We start from the raw sequence: 18,558 nt of genomic DNA, 5'->3' as shown, positions 1-18,558 counted from the left end.
CTCCTTCCGGATGGTATGTGAGGTGGGGCAAGAAACGCTCTGCTGGACAGAGCGCCAAAGTTGCATTACAACGCTGGTGCGATACGAATGCAAGTTTTCCTCGGGGGAATGTCGGCAATGAAAACGGAGCACCGGGCGATGGAGTCCGGTAAAGGTTTTTTGGGGTGGGTAGCGCGCTCGGGTAATCGTTTGCCGGTGCCTGCGCTGTTGTTTCTGTGGTTGTGCCTGTTTTTGATGGGACTTTCCGCGCTGGTGGCCGCGTTTGGTGTGTCTGTCGTACTGCCTGGTCAGGCCGAGCCAGTCAGCGTACGCAGCCTGCTCAGCGCTGAAGGAATACGCTGGATTCTGACCCATACGGTGGATAATTTCGTCACCTTTGCCCCGGTAGGAACGGTGCTGGTGGCGATGCTCGGGCTTGGGGTGGCGGAGCACTCCGGCCTGCTGAAGGTGCTCTTACAGGGGTTGGTGAGACGCACGCCTCGCTGGCTGCTTACCTGGGTGGTGGTATTGGCCGGTATTCTGTCCAACCTTGCCATGGATGCGGGTTATGTGGTGTTGATTCCACTGGCCGCGCTGATGTTTGCCGTGGCGGGACGGCCGCCACTGGCGGGTATTGCCGCCGCGTTCGCGGGCGTCTCGGCCGGGTACAGCGCTAACCTTTTCCTGGGGCCTGTGGATGTCATATTGTCGGGAATGAGCACTGAAGCGGTGGCGATTGTCAATCCGGATTACCGAGTGCCGGTGGCAGGAAATTACTACTTTATTGTGGCGTCCACGTTGTTGTTGAGTGTGCTCGGTGCGGTGGTGACAGAGCGCTGGGTGTTGCCGCACTTGCGGGCGGAAAGCAAAGAGCCCGAAAATGCACAGCATGAGAATGGAGAGTCCGAGGCACGGGTGCCGCCAGTGCTGACTCAGCAGGAGCGTCACGCGCTTTGGGCGGTGGGGGCCTGGACGCTGGTGTTTTTGGTGGTTGTACTGGGGACCACGTTACCTGAGGGGGCGCCATTGCGCGATCCGGCCCGCGAGGGGCTGGGCGGGATGGTGGCTATCCAGGGCGTTGTCGTGCTGATTGCGCTGTATGCCGCTGTGGCCGGGTGGCTGTTTGGTCGTCTCAGTGGGCAGTTCCGCGATGGTGCGGCGGTGATCACCGCGATGGAAACCACGATGAGCACCATGGCGGGTTACCTCGTGCTCATGTTTTTTGCGGCTCAGTTTGTGAACTTCTTCGCCTGGAGTCATTTGGGAACAGCATTGGCGGTGGCGGGCGCCAACTGGCTGGGTGAACTGGCTTTGCCCGGTGGTTTTCTGTTGGTGATTTTCGTGGCGTTGGCCGCTTTTATCAATCTGTTTATCGGAAGTGCGTCGGCGAAGTGGGGTCTGCTGGCTCCCGTGTTTGTGCCCATGCTGTATTTGCTGGGACTGAGCCCCGAAGCCACGCAAATGGCCTTTCGTATTGGTGACAGCACCACCAACATTATTTCACCATTGATGCCGTACTTTGGCGTGGTAGTGGCCTTCGCCCAGCGCTATAAGTCGGACCTGGGAATCGGTACGCTCATGGCCATGATGCTGCCGTACAGCATTGCCTTTCTGCTCGGTTGGAGCGGATTGCTGCTGGTGTGGTTCTGGTTGGGTTGGCCGCTGGGTCCGGATGCACCGATACTGCTTCTCTGAGGGTTTGGCGGTTGCAATGCAGGCGTAAACTGCGGATAATGCGCCCCTCTCGACGCGGAGAGGTGCTCGCGCACCGCGGTCGTGTCGAGCTGCTATGGTGGCCTTGCCGGTCCCCTCGCAACGATCAGCTGTGAACCCCGCCAGGCCCGGAAGGGAGCAACGGTAGCAGTCAGTCGTGTGCCGGGGTGTGGCTGGTAAGGTCGCCTCCTTAAATACCTGAGACATTTCCTTTCCCTTTCCTGTTATCGTTTGTCCGCCCCTTAACCCTCGCAGTGAACAATGGTACATTGGCGCGCTGATTAAGGCGGCTGGCCGAATACAACACGCTGGCTAAACCGTGTCGCCGAACCTCGTGGAGAGCAGCGATGACGCAAGTACAGCGGAAAATTGATCTGGACACCAGTTGGCTGGAACACCTGGAGCCCGAGTTCCAGCAACCCTACATGCAGAGTTTGAGAGACTTTTTGCGTCGGCAAAAACAGCAGGGCAAGGTGATTTTTCCGGCCTCCGAGAACATGTTCAACGCCTTCAACTCAACCCCGCTGGATCAGGTCAAAGTCGTCATTCTCGGTCAGGATCCCTATCATGGCCCTAATCAGGCGCACGGGTTGTGTTTTTCCGTGCAGCCGGGTGTGCCTGTCCCCCCTTCGTTGCAGAACATCTTCAAGGAATTGCAGCGCGATCTCGGTTGCCAGCCCCCGGGTCATGGTTGCCTGCAGAGTTGGGCTGAACAAGGGGTGCTGTTGCTCAATGCGACGCTGACCGTGGAACAAAGCCGCGCCGGATCGCATCAGCGTCAGGGCTGGGAGACGTTTACGGATAAAGCGATTGAAGTGCTGAACCGGGAGAGGGAAGGGGTGGTGTTTTTGCTTTGGGGCAGCTATGCACAAAAGAAAGCCCAGTTTGTGGATCGCCAGAAGCATTTGGTGTTACGTGCGCCACACCCATCTCCTTTGTCGGCGCATCGGGGATTTATCGGCTGTGGCCATTTTTCAGAAGCCAATCAGTATCTTAAGGGTCGAGGGGAGTCAGCGATTGATTGGTGCCTTCCCCCGCGTTGAAAAACAGTGCGCTCAGGCGGTCCGCCCGAACCACCGGTGTTTGGTGCGAGTCAGTTTTTGGAGGTGTTCGAAGCGCTGTTCATCCGACACGTAAAAGTAAAAGTCGTGCTTAGGTTTGCGGGTCAGCCAGGGGCGGATCGTCGAAATTTTTTCAATGGAAAGCTTGGGCAGACCCGCCTTGCGATCCGCGTTAAAGCTCTGGTTCCACTGGACCAGAATGTCGCGCTTGGCGGTGGCAATGGCCAGCTCTTCGGATTCGGCTTTCAGTAACCGGCAGGCCACAAACCCTACGATCGGCTCGGTGCTGCCGTAGTGGTCCACCAGAATGCTGCTTCCAGTCATCACAATTTTAAAGTGTGTCATGTTCAACAATCTTAATCCAATTCGGTATCGCGTCGGTCGGGCTGGGCACTGGCGTAGAGCGGCTCCGTTTGCGGGAGCTGACTGAACAGCTGGTTGAAATGCCGCTGCACGCGGGCAATATTCATCAGCGATAAGCTGCTCGAGAAGCCAAACCATACGTACAGGCCGTTCATGTCGCGAAACATGGGCGGAATGTACCGTGGCGCGGAGATTACACCCTCCAGATAGCGTTCGTACAGCAGTGGTAAATCGTCCAGCGTCACCTTGCCCACGAACAGCATCGGAATAATCTCCGGCACCCCGGATTGAATCGCGCTGCGGATAAAGTTAACGTTCTCAACAAACCCGCGCACGTAGGAAATATCCTTGGTAAACACTGAGCCCTGATCCCCAGCGACCTGCCCGCCGCGAAACACCCGCTGGGTGACGCGATAGCTGTCGTGCTCAGAGATTCCTTTGTCAATAAAATAGCGGTAGACCTCGCAAAAATCCGCTCCCTGCTCCGCGAGATCCACGGCCACCACGCGGTCACTGACCCGCCGGGCGCGCTGGGGAAACGAGCTGAATGTCAGTGTTTCCATCAATACCGCCATCCCTTCCTGAATGGCGGTAATGCGCGGTGATCCCACGCTCAACCAGGTTGCCCAGGGCTGCTCCCGCCCGTTCAGGGTGGTGCCGATATGAACCCAGCCTTCGTGAACTTCCAGCACCTGAATATCTAATTCGGAAAAAAACGCCCGACGGTTCACTTTGATGCCATCTCCACCGGCAGCGGCGTCGGAAACGATGTCGTCACTAATGGTCACGCGCACTCGGTTAGGCCCAAAATAACGCTCCATTCGCTGTCTGAGCATCAAAACGGCGCTCTCGGCGTCAATATCGTTGCTGTAAGGGCGATTCAGGTGCGCTACGGCGGGCAAAGAGAAAATATCACACAGGCGCTCTCCCAGGTTGCGCAACGTCTTCCGGTCGCCCCGGATACGGTCGCTGGCAGAACCATACAGTTGTCGGCTGTAGTCACCAAACTCGGGCCGCCCGCGATGACGAAGAAGCTGTACCACGAGCTGGTACTGCGCCACAGTTGCACGCAGGATGCGTCCCATGGCATCGCCATGCCCCAGTTGGCGGCGAATATCTTTATCCAGTTCCAGCAGCGCCTGGTCGAGCCGTGCCGGGTCAAAACTCAAGGGTTGGCGCTGGTAATAGTCGGCGTCGACCCTGGGTAACGCCTGGCCACCCTTTGCTTTGAAGGCGTGCTCAATCTCCGGCCCCCATTTGATCGCGTCCAGGATGCGGATAGGTCGCTGTAGCGCCACGAGGCGATTGGACAGGGCTTTGAGCGTATTCAGGTAAGGCTGCAACGACATGCAAAACTCGGGCGACGTAACGGTTATTGGGCGGTGTAGAAGCTAGGCATGCGGGTCTTCAGGCCGTAGTATGCTCACAGGATCTAGTGTAGCCTAAACCGTTGGAATTCGGGGGAAAAGCATGGCTTATCAAGTGCTGGAAACCTTGCATCAGTTGCACGATGGCTATCGCCGGGTATTTCGTGTGGCAGGGATGGAGCTGCTGCTGATTCAGGAGGAGGGAGGTACCTTCTTGCTTCGCAATCGTTGCCCGCATATGGCGGCGCCTCTGCATAGATCGACCGTCTTCGGTGGGATCATCCGCTGCCCAACACACGGTATCGAGTTTGATTTGCGCTCCGGCCAGGCGCTGAATGCGCCCGGGGGGTGTGCTCCTCTGGAGCGGATCCCGATCGCCTATGAGGGCAATACGCTGGGGGTCGATCTCGGGGGCGCCGTGTAAACGTGGCGCCCCGGTTCTCGCTGGGCGTTCAGTGGGGTATAATCGCGCGTTTTTTGCCCCCTGTGGGACATTACCCGTGTGCGATTGAGTGCGCCGGTGGGTTTGGTAGCTCCTCCGGAGCGTTTGATTGAGGATCACGACAGTGCCCATCTACGAATATCAATGTCAATCCTGCGGTCATGATATGGAAGCATTGCAGAAGCTCAGTGACGAGCCGTTGGTGGATTGTCCGGCCTGCGGGCAGGCCAGTTTGAAGAAGAAAATTTCGGCCGCCGGGTTCCGGCTCAAGGGCGGTGGCTGGTACGAAACGGACTTCAAGAAGTCCAACCAGAAAAACCTCGCGGGCGAGCGCAAGAGCGCGGGCAGCAGCGGTTCTGAGGCGAGTAAGGGGGGCAAGGGCGCCTCGGGCTCCGGAAACGCGCCGGCCTGACGGCCTCGGGATACATACATTACGACGTAAAACGACGGGAAAGCATTATGCGCAGTGATTACTGTGGCACTCTGACAGCCAAAGACATCGATCGCGAAGTGACCCTCTGTGGCTGGGTTGATCGCCGCCGTGACCATGGCGGTGTCATTTTCATCGACCTTCGTGACCGCGATGGCATCGTTCAGGTGGTGTTTGATCCAGACGCTGGCGAGCACTTTCACTTGGCCGACCGGGTGCGTGGCGAGTATGTGTTGCAGCTGACCGGGAAGGTTAGGGCGCGTGATGCCGCTACGGTCAATCCCAACATGGCAACCGGTGAAGTCGAGGTTTACGGCACGGCATTGACCATCCTTAATGAAGCGGAAACAACCCCTTTCCCGTTGGATGCGCACTCCTCAGTGGGTGAAGACGTGCGGCTGAAGTTCCGCTACCTGGATTTGCGCCGTGCGGAAATGCAAAAGAATCTGCGTTTTCGCTCCAAGGTCACCAGCGTCGTGCGCAACTATCTGGACGATGAAGGTTTCCTGGATATCGAAACACCGATTCTTACCCGGGCGACGCCAGAGGGCGCACGCGATTATCTGGTGCCCTCGCGCACCCATGAAAACAAGTTCTTTGCACTCCCCCAGTCCCCCCAGCTGTTCAAGCAGCTGCTGATGGTGTCGGGTTTTGACCGTTACTACCAGATTGCCAAGTGTTTCCGGGATGAAGACCTGCGCGCGGATCGCCAGCCGGAATTCACCCAGATCGATATCGAAACGTCTTTTATGGACGAAGAAGGCATCATGGCCGTGACGGAGGGCATGGTGCGCAAGCTGTTCAACGAGCTGAAAGAGGTGGATCTGGGCGAGTTCCCGCGCATGACCTACGCCGACGCCATGGCGAAGTACGGTTCAGACAAACCGGACTTGCGGATCCCGCTGGAACTGGTCGATGTGAAGGATCTGATGGGAAGTGTTGAGTTCAAGGTGTTCTCCGGTCCCGCCAAAGATCCCAAAGGCCGTGTGACAGCACTGAAAGTGCCGGGCGGTAATGATAAGTTGACCCGCAAGCAAATCGACGACTACACCAAGTTCGTGGGTATTTACGGTGCCAAGGGTCTGGCCTACATCAAGGTCAATGACATCAATGACCTGGAGGAAGGTCTGCAATCGCCCATCGTTAAGTTCCTGCCCAACGAAGTGCGCAAAAGCATTCTGGAGCGTGTGGGTGCCGAGAACGGCGACCTTATCTTCTTCGGTGCGGACAAGGCGACGGTAGTGAGCGAAGCGCTGGGAGCGTTGCGCTGCAAGCTGGGTGAAGATCTTGGGCTTTACACCCGTGAGTGGGCGCCGTTGTGGGTGGTTGACTTCCCCATGTTTGAAGAGGAAGACGACGGTTCCTGGAACAGTCTCCACCACCCGTTTACCGCTCCGTCCTGTGCGCCGGAGGAACTGGAGAAGAATCCAGGCGAAGCCCTGTCCCGCGCCTACGATATGGTGCTCAATGGTACGGAACTGGGTGGTGGGTCGATCCGTATTCACGATCAGGGTATGCAGCAGTCGGTTTTCCGGGCGCTGGGTATTGGAGAAGAGGAGCAACGGGAGAAGTTTGGCTTTTTGCTGGACGCGCTGAAGTACGGTGCGCCGCCGCACGGTGGTCTGGCGTTCGGGTTGGATCGTCTGATTATGTTGATGATTGGTGCCAGCTCGATCCGGGATGTGATTGCGTTCCCGAAAACGCAAAGTGCGGCCTGTGTGATGACGGATGCGCCCGGGGGCGTGGACGAGCAGCAGCTTCGTGATTTGCATATCCGGTTGCGCAAGAAAGAAAAACCGGTCAGCGAATAGCTCGGAGTATTGAACGTTCTGCAGTGATGCGGCGCCCGGGGTTGGGGAGAAGACTTCCGGGACACGCCGTACATACATCCCTGTAGGCTCGCATCGCGGGTCCCCCGCTCCACGGTCCCGGAAGTCTTCTCCCCAACCCCGGGCTCACCTTGGCACTTCGCAACGCAATAACGAATCTCGAGCGCAAAAAAGTTTGATTGATAGAACAGAAGGTGGAGAAGATTCATGGCTGGCCACAGCAAATGGGCAAACATCAAACATCGCAAAGCCGCCCAGGACGCCAAACGCGGCAAGGTATTCACCAAAATCATTCGCGAACTCACCGTCGCGGCCAAAGGCGGTGCTAACCCGGAAGACAACCCCCGACTGCGAGCCGCAATGGACAAGGCGCTTGGCGCCAACATGAAAAAAGACACCATCGAAAAAGCCATTGCCCGCGGCGCTGGCACCGATGGGGCGGATAACTACGAAGAAATTACCTACGAAGGGTACGGCAACAACGGTATTGCCGTGCTTGTAGAGTGCATGACCGACAACAAAAACCGCACCGTCTCGGAAGTGCGCCACGCGTTCACCAAACGCGGTGGCAACTTGGGCACCGATGGGTCGGTAGCCTACTTGTTTACCCGCATGGGGCAAATCAGTTTCGAAGGCGTCTCGGAAGAAGAGATCATGGAAGCGGCTTTGGAGGCGGGAGCGGAAGATATCGTGGCCAACAGTGACGGTACGCTGGATGTTCGCACGCCGTTCGAAGCGTATTTTACGGTCAAAGAAGCCTTGGTGAAAGCGGGCTTCGAGCCCTCCAGCAGCGAAATCATTATGTTGCCCTCTACCTCCATTGAGGTGGACAAAGATGGCGCGGAAAAACTGCTGGCACTGATCGATATGCTGGAAGATCTTGATGACGTGCAGAACGTGTACACCAACGGCGACATTCCTGATGAGGTAATGGAGCAGTTGGGTTAACCGGGCCAAAGGCTCGACGAGGTAACCATGACCCGCATATTGGGTATCGACCCGGGCTCGCGCAAAACCGGCTTTGGCGTTATTGAGCGCCTCGGTGGGGAAGTGGCCTACGTGACCAGCGGGGTGATTCGGGTGCCTGAAGGGGAATTGCCCGAGAGATTGAAGATTATCTTCGATGGCATTACCCAGATTGCCCAGCAATACCAGCCGGATGTGGTGGCCGTCGAGCAGATTTTCATGGCCAGGAATGCCAGCTCAGCATTGAAACTGGGGCAGGCCCGTGGCGCCGCAATAACGGCGGCTGTAGTGCAGGATCTCGCGGTGTACGAGTATGAGGCGCGCAAGGTCAAGCAATCGGTGGTCGGTACCGGTGCGGCGGATAAGATTCAGGTGCAGCACATGGTAAAGGCCCTGCTGCGTTTGCCCGGCACGCCTCAGGAAGATGCTGCTGACGCCCTGGCAGTGGCGTTGTGCCACGCTAACACACAGGATCACCTGATCGCTCTCTCCGGTAAGCGCAGTTTCCGACGAGGCCGGGTCATTTAGTGTTCTTGCCCCCCACCAGACCTCCGAGCGCTGTAGATATTTACATAACGATACCCGCTCCGTTGAATGTTGGCACTGAGGATCGCTGCCGGGTACAGTCGTCGGGGACTCTCGGAGACATGGATGTCGACGTGAAGCCCCCAGGGACGGGTTTACGGCGGGTCCCCGACGACTGTACCCGGCAGCGAGCCGGACCACACGAAATGAAATATTTATTGAGACAACTCCCATGATTGGACGTTTACGCGGCACATTACTGGAAAAACAGCCCCCGCATTTGCTGATTGATGTTAATGGCGTCGGTTACGAAGTGCAGGCGCCCATGACCACGTTCTATCGCCTGCCCGAGCTGGGTGCGGACGTCACGTTGCACACCCACCTTTCTGTGAGTGAAACCAGTCAGCAATTGTTCGCCTTTGCCGAAGAGCGTGATCGACAGCTGTTTCGTACCCTGATCAAAGTCAGTGGCGTCGGGCCAAAAATGGCCATTGCCATTCTCTCCGGTATGGAGTCGGACGACGTGGTGCGTTGCGTGCGTGAAGACAAGGTGACGGCGCTGACCAAGGTGCCGGGCGTGGGCAAGAAAACCGCCGAGCGCCTGGTCATTGAACTGCGTGATCGCCTCAAGGCGTGGAGCGCCCCTCGAGAGGACTTGGCCGGCGATCTACTGCCCGAGCTGGAAACAGCGGGTAACGGCCACCAGGACGAAGCCGAAAGCGCACTGATCGCGCTGGGGTATAAGCCCACTGAAGCGGCCCGAATGATCGCGGCGGCGGCTCGCCAATCGCCGGAAGCCGGCAGCCAGGAGCTGATTCGCCTGGCACTGAAGTCTCTGAGCCACCTATAAAACCCTCAACCGACTCAACGCCCGCCTCAGGGCCTGATCGGGCCAGCCCCGAGTCTGGTAGCTGGCCCCAGGTCTGGTAGACTGTGCCTCGGTTTGCGACGACTGAGTGATACCCCATGATAGAAACAGATCGCCTGATCGACCCGGCGCCCCGTGAGCGCGAGGACGTGATTGATCGCGCCGTGCGTCCCAAGGCGCTGGTGGAATACATCGGTCAGCCCGCCGTCCGGGAACAGATGGAAATCTTTATTGGTGCCGCTCGCAAACGGGGTGAGTCTCTGGATCATACCCTGGTATTTGGCCCGCCCGGCCTCGGGAAAACCACCCTGGCCAACATTATTGCCACCGAAATGGGGGTCTCCCTCAAAAGCACCTCTGGCCCGGTCTTGGAGAAGGCCGGGGACCTGGCGGCATTGATGACCAACCTCGAACCCGGCGATGTACTCTTTATTGACGAAATTCATCGGCTGAGCCCCGTCGTTGAAGAGATACTCTACCCGGCGATGGAGGACTTTCAGCTCGATATCATGATCGGCGAAGGGCCAGCGGCGCGCTCGATTAAGCTCGATTTGCCGCCCTTTACGCTGGTCGGCGCCACCACTCGTGCGGGCCTGTTGACCTCACCGCTGCGAGATCGCTTTGGCATTGTGCAGCGTCTGGAGTTTTATTCTGTGGCCGATTTGACGCGCATTGTGGGCAGAGCCGCGGAATTGATCGGCGTGCAAATGGATGAGGCGGGGGCGGTTGAAGTCGCCAAGCGCGCGCGCGGCACGCCGCGTGTGGCCAACCGGCTGTTGCGCCGGGTGAGAGATTTCGCGGAAATGCGCGGCGATGGCGTCGTCACCTCCGACATGGCGGATCAGGCGTTGAATATGCTGAAAGTGGATGAGCGCGGTTTTGATCATATGGACCGCCGCCTGCTGCTGGCGCTGATGGATAACTTTGATGGCGGTCCGGTCGGTATAGAAAGCCTGTCGGCGGCCATCAGCGAAGAACGCGGTACGATTGAAGATGTGATCGAGCCCTACCTTATTCAACAGGGCTTTATGGCCCGCACGCCACGGGGCCGTATTCTCACCGCCAATGCCTATCTGCATTTCGGCGTGGATTTACCGAAACGGCTGCGGGAAGAGAATTGAGTTTTATGACACCTGTCTCAAAAACGTCGTTGCCTTCGCAGGGCGAAGAGGATGGCGGCGAATTTTCTCTGCCAGTCCGGGTCTACATTGAGGATACCGACGCCGGAGGGATCGTTTACTACGTCAATTACCTGAAATTCATGGAGCGCTGCCGTACCGAACTCCTGCGCCAGTTAGGGTATGATAAGCCGGCGATTCTGGATGACGGGCTGTTGTTGGTGGTGCACCGAGCGGAGGTGCAATACCATCGAGCTGCCCGCCTGGATGACTCGCTTCTGGTCACGGCGCGGATTGAAAAACTGGCGCGCACCAACGTGCTGTTTCACCAGACCGTATGGCGAGGGAACGAACGGCTGTGTGACGGTCTAATCCGCATTGCCTGTGTGTGCGGCGACAGTATGCGCCCGCGCGCTCTACCAACGGATATGCAACAAAAAATCGCATCCACACTCGGGAGCTGAACACGCTATGCCGCAAAACAACCTGTCTATTTGGAGCCTGATTGCCGAAGCCAGCCTGCTGGTTCAATTCGTGATGTTGCTCTTGTTCCTCGCCTCGATCATTTCGTGGGTGATGATTGTTCAGCGCGGCCTGTATCTGCGCAAGGCCCGCACCATGTTTCATAGCTTCGAACGGCAGTTTTGGTCGGGCATCGATTTAAATCACCTGTACCGGCAGGGTAACGGCAAGACGGCCGAAGGGGCGGAAAACATTTTTCGCGCCGGGTTCAAAGAGTTTACCCGCCTTCGCCAGCAAAGCGGTGCCAGCTCCGAAGCGGTAATGGAGGGCAGCCAACGGGCCATGCGCGTGGCGTTGTCCCGGGAAGAGGAAAAGCTGGAAATGCACCTGCCGTTCCTGGCGAGTGTAGCGTCGGTCAGCCCCTACATCGGGCTGTTTGGGACGGTGTGGGGCATTATGAATTCATTCCGGGGCCTGGCCAATGTACAGCAGGCGACGCTGGCCACAGTGGCGCCGGGTATTGCCGAGGCACTGGTGGCCACGGCCATGGGGCTGTTCGCCGCCATTCCCGCCGTGCTCGCCTACAACCGCTTCTCCGCCCGGGCTGAATCCATGCTCAGCTATTACCAGACCTTTGCCGAGGAATTCTCTTCAATTCTGCACCGGCAGGTGCACAGCAAACAGGTCTCATCCTGATTCAATGAGGTGACCGGAATATGTCCCCGTTTGGGCGCAAAGTCAAAAAGAAACCCATGGCCGAAATCAATGTGGTTCCCTACATTGATGTCATGCTGGTGCTGTTGATCGTATTCATGGTGACCGCGCCGCTGCTTATGCAAGGCGTTAAGGTGGAGTTGCCGCAAGCCCCCTCTGAACCCATCGACGACGATGATACCGAGCCGCTGATTGTATCCATCAAGAAAGACGGCTCCTACTACATTAATCTGGGCGGAGAGCAGGAAGAGCAGCGCCCCTTGGCGGAGATTAAGGAGTCCGTGGGCAAGGTATTGCGCCAGAAGCCGGAAACACCGGTGCTGGTGTGGGGAGACCAGGAAGTGGGTTACGGCGTGGTGGTGCAATTAATGACCGAGTTGCAAAATGCTGGTGCCCCTTCCGTCGGCCTTGTGACCGAACCGCCACAGTGATCACGGATTTATGTTTCTGAAAGCCTATACACTGCCTCTGCTGGTCAGCCTTACGGTGCACGTGCTGGTGTTCGCGCTGGTGTTTGCGACGTGGGAGTCAACGCCAAAGCCTCGGGAGGCCCAGAGGCCACGTGCGGTACAGGCGAAAATTGTGGAGTTGACGAGCCAGAGCCAACGCCAGGCTGAGCAGCAGGCCGCGCAGCAGAAAATTATCGATATGCGGCAGCGTCAACTCGAGCGTGAACGGCAGGAAGCCGAGCGGCAGCGGCAACAGGAACAGGCTCGCCAGCAGGCGCAGCGGGAACGCGAACAGCGCGAGCAAGCCGAGCGCGAGCGGCAGCGACAGGAAGCAGAGCGCAAACGCCGCGAGCAGGAAGCGGCCGAACAGCGTCGTCGGGAGCAGGAAGCGGAACGTCAGCGACAGGCCCAACAGGAGCGCCAGCAACAACTGGATCAGGCGTTGGCCGAGGAGGCGGAGTTTTTCGAGGCGCAACAGGCTGAAAAGGTGGCGCAGAGTTATGTGGACGTCATCTCTCAGCGTATTGAGAACAACTGGAGCCGACCGCCCTCGGCGCGTTCCGGCATGCAGTGTGTGCTGGAGATCCAGTTGGTGCCCACTGGGCAAGTCGTCAACGTCACTGTCGTGGAAAGTAGTGGAAACAGCGCATTTGACCGGTCTGCGGAGCAGGCGGTCAAGCGCATTGATCGGTTCGAGGAGGTGCAGGATATGCCCTCGCAAGTTTTTGAACGTCAATTTCGCCGGCTGCGGCTGGTGTTTAAACCAGAGGATTTGAGACTGTGAGACATTGTCTGACGTTTGTTTGTCTGTTGGTGCTCAGCCTGGGTGCCCATGCGCAATTGACCATCGAGATTACCCGCGGGGTGGACAACCCCACCAAAATTGCGGTGGCACCGCTGGAAATGTCGGGCGGCGCTGCGCTTCCGGAAGATATTGGCCGTATTATTGAGGCTGATCTACGCCGCAGTGGCCAGTTCGCCCCGGTACCTCGCAATGACATGCTTTCGTTTCCGTCCCGGGAGCAGGAAGTGCATTTCCGGGATTGGCGTGTATTGGACACCGAATACCTGATCGTCGGTCGTGTAGAGCAGGAGGCCGGACTGTATCAGGTGCATTACGATTTGTTCGATGTGCTGAATCAGCGCAAAGTGTTGAGTCGGCAGGTGGTAGAAGGTAGAGAGAGTCAGCTGCGCGACATCGCGCACGCGGTCAGTGATCGAGTGTATGAAACCCTCACGGGCATTCGCGGTGCCTTCTCTACAGAAATCATTTACGTGGAAGTGTTGCGCGACCAGTTGCCCAATGGCGGCTTCAATGAAACCTTTCGCCTGATGCGGGCGGACGCCGATGGTGCTCGAGCCTCAATGCTGCTGGAATCCGATGACCCGATCCTGTCACCCGTGTGGTCTCCTGATGGTCGCCGTGTGGCTTACGTTTCGTTTGAAACCTCTCGTCCGGCCATTTTTGTACAAAATCTGGCGACCGGAGAGCGTGAACAGCTGACCGATTTCCAAGGGCTCAACGGCGCACCGGCCTGGTCTCCCGATGGGAACCAACTGGCACTGGTGCTTTCCAAGGATGGCAACCCGGAGATCTATACGCTGGATATTGCCTCGGGGCGTTTCACCCGTCGCACCCAGCATTTTGCCATCGACACCGAGCCGAGCTGGACGGCGGACGGAAAAGGCATTATTTTTACGTCAAATCGAGGCGGAAAACCGCAAATTTACCAGGTAACGCTTGCCAATGGACGTGTCGAGCGCTTAACCTTTGATGGTGATTACAACGCCAGAGGTCGAATTTCACCCGATGGCCGGACGATGGTCATGGTGAACCAGCGCGATGGGGTGTTCCATATCGCCGCTCAGGATTTGGAAACCGGTACTATTCGAATTCTGACCGAGACCTATCTGGATGAGTCACCGAGCATTGCCCCCAACGGTGCTATGCTCATGTATGCTACCCGTCGGGATGACAAAGGGGTATTGGCGGTGGTATCGCTGGATGCGGGCACACGTTACACACTGCCCTCCGAGCAAGGTGATGTGCGAGAGCCAGCCTGGTCTCCCTATTTCGACTAGGGGTCGATCGGGGAGGGCCACCTGACGTTGCTCGGGAAGCCGTAGAAGTTTGTTTTGGGCGGCTCCGTTTGTGGAGCTGTTTTGAGAAGATCAACAACTAATGATGGAGTCACACATGATGACGAGCGTAAAGAAGCAAGGTTTGACACTGGCCTTTGTAATGGCGTTTCTGGCGGGTTGTTCCAGCACGGATACCACTGAAGATACAGATGGCAGCATGGGCGCCGACGGTCAGTCAGGCAACGGTGTGTCCACCGGTATGTCTGATCGCGACAGCGTGACCTCCCGCTCAGGCTCCGATGACGATATGGAAGAGCTGGATACCATCATTTACTTCGACTTTGATCAGGCCACATTGAAGCCGGATTCGCGCGCGCTGTTGCTGGCCCATGCTGAGCGCCTGAAAGAGTCCCCCACCGATGTTCGCCTGGAAGGTCATGCGGATGAGCGCGGTTCCCGCGAATACAACATGGCACTTGGCGAGCGTCGTGCCAACGCCGTGCGTGATTTCCTGGTGTTACAGGGCGTGCGACGCAGTGATCTGGAAGTGGTGAGTTACGGTGAAGAGCGTCCTGTGGCCATGGGCAGTAATGACCGTGCCTGGGAGCGCAACCGTCGCGTGGAAATTAAATACTGAGTCTCGTGATGAAACCGCTAGTCGTCGCTACCTTATGCTCCGCGCTGGGGCTTGCCACACCGTTGTTGCAGGCCCAGGTGCGTGTGGTGGAATCGCAGCCCTCCGGCTCCTCTCAAGGTGGGCAGCAGGGCGCGGGCTCGCAAAATGACAACGCCAATATGCAGGCGGAGTTGTTTTACCAGCTTCAGGCGCTCCAGCAGGAGGTTCTGGAATTGCGCGGTCTGGTTGAAGAACAGTCCAACGAGCTTCGGCGTCTCAAGCAGAAGCGGATGGAGGATTATCTCGACCTCGACCGCCGGATTGGCGAGCTGACCAAAGGGGGCAGCCAGTCCGCTAACCTGGCTGGTGCTGGCGGGTTAAGCCTCGGCGCCGGTAGTGGCTCGGACGACGACTCGAGCGGTGGGGATGAGCGTGCCTCTGAAACGGAAATGTACCGCGATGCCTATCAGTTACTGCGTGATCGCGAAATCGATCAATCGATTGAAGCGTTTAACGCGTATCTTGAGGCTCACCCTCGTGGTAACTTTGCGGGTAACAGCTATTATTGGCTGGGTGAAATCTACCTGTTAAAGGGAGAGCTCGGCGAAGCTCAGAAGTGGTTCGAACAGTTGCTGGAAACGTTCCCCAAAGATCGCAAACGTCCCGATGCGCAGTATAAGTTGGGGCGTGTATATCACCAGCAAGGCAAGAATGATCAGGCTCGTCGCCTTCTGGAAGAAGTGGCGTCGAGTGGCAGTGATGCGGCGCGTTTGGCGCGGCAGTATCTGCAGGAAAACCTCTAGTGGAAAAAAACCAGAAATAAAAGGCGGGGGCCAATGCATGCATTGGCCCCCGTTGACTTCCCTTTATGGCTGTCGGGTCGTGCAGAGCCTCCTGCCCATCCCTGACCCCTGTCCCTAATGATGCTTCCCTTCGTGATATGCCCTCCAGTGCGGCCTGTGCTCTTCCTGAGGCTACTCCTTATCCCTGGCCAGTGTCCCTTTTGCACTACTATCCCTAAAAGCACCAGCATTCCGCTCTGGCACCTGTCTTGCCTCTCGGGTCAAGCTCCTTCGACCCGATCAGAGTGGGGCGCTTCCTCCTGACCCTGCCTGGTCCAAGTCACGTCCTGTGTTCCCTCCTTGTTGATAATTATTCTCTCGCAACGGGAGGTATGTTGATAGTGGCGATAATCGGAAAAACGTGTAGGAAATTGACCATAGCCCGCCGCCGTTACGAAGGCGGCGAACGAGGCTCAAGTGGCGCTTAGACGATACGGTAGCACGGCTTGTAGGCGCGGCCAGGTAGCTTCATCCGATGCTGCGCGACAAACGAGGCGAGCAGTGCATCCACAGGCTGCATGATGGCGGGGTCTCCATGGATTTCAAACAGACCATGCTGCTCGATGGCCCGTATGCCCTCATCCTTCACGTTGCCCGCCACAATCCCTGAGAACACCCGGCGCAGGTTGGCGGCCAGCTCATGCGGGGCCTGGTTCTTGTGCAGCTCCAGAGCGCGCATGTTCTCATGGGTAGGGATGAAAGGCTGTTGGAAGTCCGAGTGAATTTTCAGTTGCCAGTTGAAGTAGAACGCATCGTCGGTATGTTTGCGGAACTCACGCACATGGCGCACACCCTCTCGCATTTCCCGCGCGACACTCACGGGGTCGTCCACGATGATTTGGTAGCGCTGCTGCGCTTCTTCCCCGAGTGTGATGCCAATGAACTCGTGAATGCGCTCGAAGTACTCCGCTGCGTGTTCAGGACCGGTGAAGATAAGTGGAAACGGAATGTCGCGGTTGTCCGGGTGAAGGAGTATACCGAGCAAGTAAAGAATTTCCTCGGCGGTCCCGGCGCCGCCGGGAAACACGATGATGCCGTGACCCGTGCGCACAAACGCTTCCAGACGCTTTTCAATATCCGGCATGATCACCAGTTCGTTAACAATCGGGTTGGGCGCTTCGGCGGCAATAATGCCGGGCTCGGTGACGCCGAGGTAGCGGTTACCGGTGATGCGTTGCTTGGCATGGCCAATGGTGGCGCCTTTCATGGGGCCTTTCATGGCCCCCGGGCCGCAGCCGGTGCAGATATCGAGTTCACGCAGGCCCAGCTGGTAGCCGACTTCCTTGGTGTAGTCGTACTCTTCCCGGCTGATGGAGTGCCCACCCCAGCAGACAATCAATTTGGGGTCTACGCCTGAGTGCAGGGCGTTGGCGTTGCGCATGATATGAAACACGGCGTCGGTGGTGCCTTCCTGGGTGTTGAGATCAAATTTTGGGTTATCGCGCATTTCGGCGCTGGCGTACAGCACATCGCGCAGAACGGCGAACAGGTGTTCGGCGATCCCGCGGATCATTTTTCCGTCCACGAACGCACTGGCGGGGGCGCCTTTGATATCCAGTTTGATACCGCGCTCCTCTTGCAGCACCTGGATGGAAAAATTCTTGTAGCGTTCCAGCAATTCCTTGCCGTCGTCCATGTAATTGCCACTGCTCAGCACCGCCAGTGCACAACTGCGAAACAAGGTATAAAGCCCACTCTGGCTGGCATCGAGCAACTTGGCCATTTCCACCTTGGAAAGCACTTTCAGCGGGCCGACAGGCGATACCACCGCGTCAATGGTCTCCGCTTCGTGGTGTGGTGTCGGGTGGCTTGAGTGACTGTACGTATGGTTGGTTTGGTTCATAGTGTCTCGCTGTCCAATGATAAGTCGTTGTTCGGATTACGGGCGTTAAGGTTATGTGGGTGATTGCATCCTACGAGTGTAGCGGTAATTGTCGACGGTGGGGAGGGCTTATGAACATTGGTTGAGGGGGGTATACTGTTCGTTTGTGAATGATAGGTAGAGAGTGGATATGTCTTTGCTGCCCTGTGTAGAGATCGAACCTTCCGAGTCTTCCGAGCCGGCCAATGCCAGTGTCATCTGGCTGCATGGCCTGGGTGCCGATGGCAATGACTTTGCGCCGGTGGTACCTCACCTGAAATTGCCGGAAGACTGTCACCCCAGGTTTGTCTTTCCTCATGCTCCCCGTATTCCGGTAACCATTAATGGCGGGATGGTAATGCGGGCCTGGTACGATATCCGTGAACTGTCGATTGATCGCAAAGTGGACGTGGATACTCTGCGAGCGTCCGCCCAAGCGGTGCACGCGCTTATTGAGCGTGAAATGGAACGCGGTGTTGATCCACGTCGCATCGTACTGGCCGGTTTCTCCCAGGGGGGTGCCGTGGTTTACGAGGCAGCATTGAGCTACGGGTATGCCTTGGGCGGCCTGCTGGTGCTGTCTTCCTACTTTGCCACTGCGGAGACACTGAATCGTAGTGAGGCTAACGAGGCGTTACCAGCGCTGATTCAGCACGGTCGACAGGACCAGGTGGTACCGGAGGTGTTGGGGCAGCGCGCTGCAGAGCGCTTGCGCGAATGGCATTATCCGGTGGTGTACGAGCCGTACGATGTAGAGCACGGGATCTGTCCGGAACAGTTGCCGGTTATTCAACGCTGGCTGAGTGAACGGTTGGCCTAGAGCAGGGCACTTGGCTTTCGAGCCCGGTTCAGCGCTATTGGAGCCGCTGAA

General features: G+C 57.5%; 20 protein-coding genes and 1 other RNA gene. 18 read left to right on the top strand and 3 right to left on the bottom strand.

The genetic code is table 11. The features are described 5' to 3' along the window. The first annotated feature begins 117 nt into the window (after positions 1 to 117). The 3 genes from ACQCLF_RS01115 to ung all read left to right on the top strand — a co-directional run bounded on the left by ACQCLF_RS01115 (position 118) and on the right by ung (position 2,735). Positions 118 to 1,674 carry an AbgT family transporter gene (locus ACQCLF_RS01115; protein ID WP_426984379.1) on the top strand — a complete coding sequence of 519 codons (1,557 nt, stop codon included), beginning with the start codon at positions 118 to 120 and terminating at the stop codon, positions 1,672 to 1,674. Between the two features lie 104 nt (positions 1,675 to 1,778). Next, an RNA gene (ffs, locus tag ACQCLF_RS01110) (signal recognition particle sRNA small type) lies at positions 1,779 to 1,874 on the top strand. Between the two features lie 165 nt (positions 1,875 to 2,039). Further along, positions 2,040 to 2,735 (top strand): uracil-DNA glycosylase, encoded by a 696-nt coding sequence (gene ung, locus ACQCLF_RS01105; protein WP_426984378.1) that lies wholly within the window; start codon positions 2,040 to 2,042, stop codon positions 2,733 to 2,735. A gap of 12 nt (positions 2,736 to 2,747) precedes the next feature. On the opposite strand, the gene ACQCLF_RS01100 is transcribed toward ung, so the two are convergent. Together ACQCLF_RS01100 and ACQCLF_RS01095 are read right to left on the bottom strand one after the other, a co-directional pair. After that, on the bottom strand, positions 2,748 to 3,098 hold the full coding sequence (locus ACQCLF_RS01100; protein WP_426984377.1) for a hypothetical protein: 351 nt from the start codon (positions 3,096 to 3,098) through the stop codon (positions 2,748 to 2,750). Positions 3,099 to 3,109: 11 nt separating this feature from the next. Next, a complete protein-coding gene (locus ACQCLF_RS01095; protein WP_426984376.1) occupies positions 3,110 to 4,465 on the bottom strand; it encodes a flavohemoglobin expression-modulating QEGLA motif protein in 1,356 nt (451 codons plus the stop codon). Positions 4,466 to 4,586: 121 nt separating this feature from the next. Here ACQCLF_RS01095 and ACQCLF_RS01090 point away from each other — a divergent pair, with 121 nt between their 5' ends. The 14 genes from ACQCLF_RS01090 to ACQCLF_RS01025 all read left to right on the top strand — a co-directional run bounded on the left by ACQCLF_RS01090 (position 4,587) and on the right by ACQCLF_RS01025 (position 15,787). Then, on the top strand, positions 4,587 to 4,907 hold the full coding sequence (locus ACQCLF_RS01090) for a Rieske (2Fe-2S) protein (protein WP_426984375.1): 321 nt from the start codon (positions 4,587 to 4,589) through the stop codon (positions 4,905 to 4,907). A gap of 142 nt (positions 4,908 to 5,049) precedes the next feature. After that, a complete protein-coding gene (locus ACQCLF_RS01085; RefSeq protein ID WP_426984374.1) occupies positions 5,050 to 5,337 on the top strand; it encodes an FmdB family zinc ribbon protein in 288 nt (95 codons plus the stop codon). 47 nt (positions 5,338 to 5,384) lie between these two features. Continuing rightward, positions 5,385 to 7,166: an aspartate--tRNA ligase gene (aspS, locus tag ACQCLF_RS01080; protein WP_426984373.1), complete on the top strand. Its 1,782-nt coding sequence runs from the start codon at positions 5,385 to 5,387 to the stop codon at positions 7,164 to 7,166. Positions 7,167 to 7,391: 225 nt separating this feature from the next. Then, positions 7,392 to 8,132 (top strand): YebC/PmpR family DNA-binding transcriptional regulator, encoded by a 741-nt coding sequence (locus ACQCLF_RS01075; RefSeq protein WP_426984372.1) that lies wholly within the window; start codon positions 7,392 to 7,394, stop codon positions 8,130 to 8,132. Positions 8,133 to 8,159: 27 nt separating this feature from the next. Next, positions 8,160 to 8,678, top strand: coding sequence for a crossover junction endodeoxyribonuclease RuvC (gene ruvC, locus ACQCLF_RS01070; RefSeq protein WP_426984371.1), 519 nt, complete (start codon positions 8,160 to 8,162; stop codon positions 8,676 to 8,678). A 229-nt stretch (positions 8,679 to 8,907) separates the two neighbouring features. Next, the gene (gene ruvA, locus ACQCLF_RS01065; protein WP_426984369.1) at positions 8,908 to 9,525 is read left to right on the top strand and encodes a Holliday junction branch migration protein RuvA; all 618 of its coding nucleotides are present in this window, start codon (positions 8,908 to 8,910) and stop codon (positions 9,523 to 9,525) included. A gap of 116 nt (positions 9,526 to 9,641) precedes the next feature. Next, positions 9,642 to 10,664 carry a Holliday junction branch migration DNA helicase RuvB gene (ruvB, locus tag ACQCLF_RS01060; RefSeq protein ID WP_426984367.1) on the top strand — a complete coding sequence of 341 codons (1,023 nt, stop codon included), beginning with the start codon at positions 9,642 to 9,644 and terminating at the stop codon, positions 10,662 to 10,664. 5 nt (positions 10,665 to 10,669) lie between these two features. After that, positions 10,670 to 11,125: a tol-pal system-associated acyl-CoA thioesterase gene (gene ybgC / locus ACQCLF_RS01055; RefSeq protein ID WP_426984366.1), complete on the top strand. Its 456-nt coding sequence runs from the start codon at positions 10,670 to 10,672 to the stop codon at positions 11,123 to 11,125. 7 nt (positions 11,126 to 11,132) lie between these two features. Then, the gene (tolQ, locus tag ACQCLF_RS01050; protein WP_426984364.1) at positions 11,133 to 11,819 is read left to right on the top strand and encodes a protein TolQ; all 687 of its coding nucleotides are present in this window, start codon (positions 11,133 to 11,135) and stop codon (positions 11,817 to 11,819) included. 20 nt (positions 11,820 to 11,839) lie between these two features. Continuing rightward, complete coding sequence (tolR, locus tag ACQCLF_RS01045; RefSeq protein WP_426984362.1) at positions 11,840 to 12,268, top strand: protein TolR; 429 nt, start codon at positions 11,840 to 11,842, stop codon at positions 12,266 to 12,268. A 10-nt stretch (positions 12,269 to 12,278) separates the two neighbouring features. Beyond that, positions 12,279 to 13,070, top strand: a complete 792-nt coding sequence (gene tolA, locus ACQCLF_RS01040; RefSeq protein WP_426984361.1) for a cell envelope integrity protein TolA — start codon at positions 12,279 to 12,281, stop codon at positions 13,068 to 13,070. Continuing rightward, positions 13,067 to 14,368: a Tol-Pal system beta propeller repeat protein TolB gene (gene tolB, locus ACQCLF_RS01035; RefSeq protein WP_426984360.1), complete on the top strand. Its 1,302-nt coding sequence runs from the start codon at positions 13,067 to 13,069 to the stop codon at positions 14,366 to 14,368. The genes tolA and tolB overlap by 4 nt, the downstream gene beginning before the upstream one ends. Before the next feature lie 118 nt (positions 14,369 to 14,486). Continuing rightward, positions 14,487 to 15,005 carry a peptidoglycan-associated lipoprotein Pal gene (gene pal / locus ACQCLF_RS01030; RefSeq protein WP_426985217.1) on the top strand — a complete coding sequence of 173 codons (519 nt, stop codon included), beginning with the start codon at positions 14,487 to 14,489 and terminating at the stop codon, positions 15,003 to 15,005. Positions 15,006 to 15,013: 8 nt separating this feature from the next. Continuing rightward, positions 15,014 to 15,787, top strand: coding sequence for a tetratricopeptide repeat protein (locus ACQCLF_RS01025; protein ID WP_426984359.1), 774 nt, complete (start codon positions 15,014 to 15,016; stop codon positions 15,785 to 15,787). Between the two features lie 463 nt (positions 15,788 to 16,250). On the opposite strand, the gene ppnN is transcribed toward ACQCLF_RS01025, so the two are convergent. Next, a complete protein-coding gene (gene ppnN, locus ACQCLF_RS01020; protein ID WP_426984358.1) occupies positions 16,251 to 17,669 on the bottom strand; it encodes a nucleotide 5'-monophosphate nucleosidase PpnN in 1,419 nt (472 codons plus the stop codon). A 169-nt stretch (positions 17,670 to 17,838) separates the two neighbouring features. Here ppnN and ACQCLF_RS01015 point away from each other — a divergent pair, with 169 nt between their 5' ends. Beyond that, entirely contained in the window at positions 17,839 to 18,507 is a 669-nt protein-coding gene (locus ACQCLF_RS01015) for an alpha/beta hydrolase (RefSeq protein WP_426984357.1), read from the top strand. Positions 18,508 to 18,558 lie beyond the last annotated feature (51 nt).

The organism is Marinimicrobium sp. ARAG 43.8 (assembly GCF_050113635.1).
GTDB lineage: Bacteria > Pseudomonadota > Gammaproteobacteria > Pseudomonadales > Cellvibrionaceae > Marinimicrobium.
Note: the sequence above shows the minus strand (reverse complement) of the source record. Positions and strands in the feature narration are given on the sequence as shown.